Source organism: Halorubrum sp. SP3, assembly GCF_005435195.1.
Lineage (GTDB): Archaea > Halobacteriota > Halobacteria > Halobacteriales > Haloferacaceae > Halorubrum > Halorubrum sodomense.
Window position 1 is genome coordinate 1 of record NZ_SGTU01000617.1, and the last position, 272, is coordinate 272.

At 62.1% G+C, this 272-nt stretch carries 1 protein-coding gene; it reads right to left on the reverse strand.

All coding sequences use genetic code 11. The features are described 5' to 3' along the window. Positions 1-272 (reverse strand): ABC transporter substrate-binding protein (locus tag EXE42_RS17775; RefSeq protein ID WP_241988450.1); only part of this gene is annotated, 272 nt, incomplete at both ends.

The following is a 272-nucleotide window of genomic DNA, read 5'->3' on the forward strand; positions in this document are numbered from 1 at the left end:
GATGATCGCCGTGCCGGAGAACGCCAACTGTCGGAGAAGGGGATTGTACCGCTCGCTCATCTGGAGAACGACCGTCGAGTCGTCGGGCGTCTCGACCGACTCGACCGACGTGAACACGCCGCTGTACCGCGCTCCGACGTCCGGGTCCGTGATCCGCTCGATCGTGTACTGAACATCGCTGCTAGTCAGTTCTGACCCGTCGTGGAACGTCACGCCGTCGCGGAGGGTGAACGTGTACTCGGTACGGTCGTCATTGATCGACCAGTCGGATG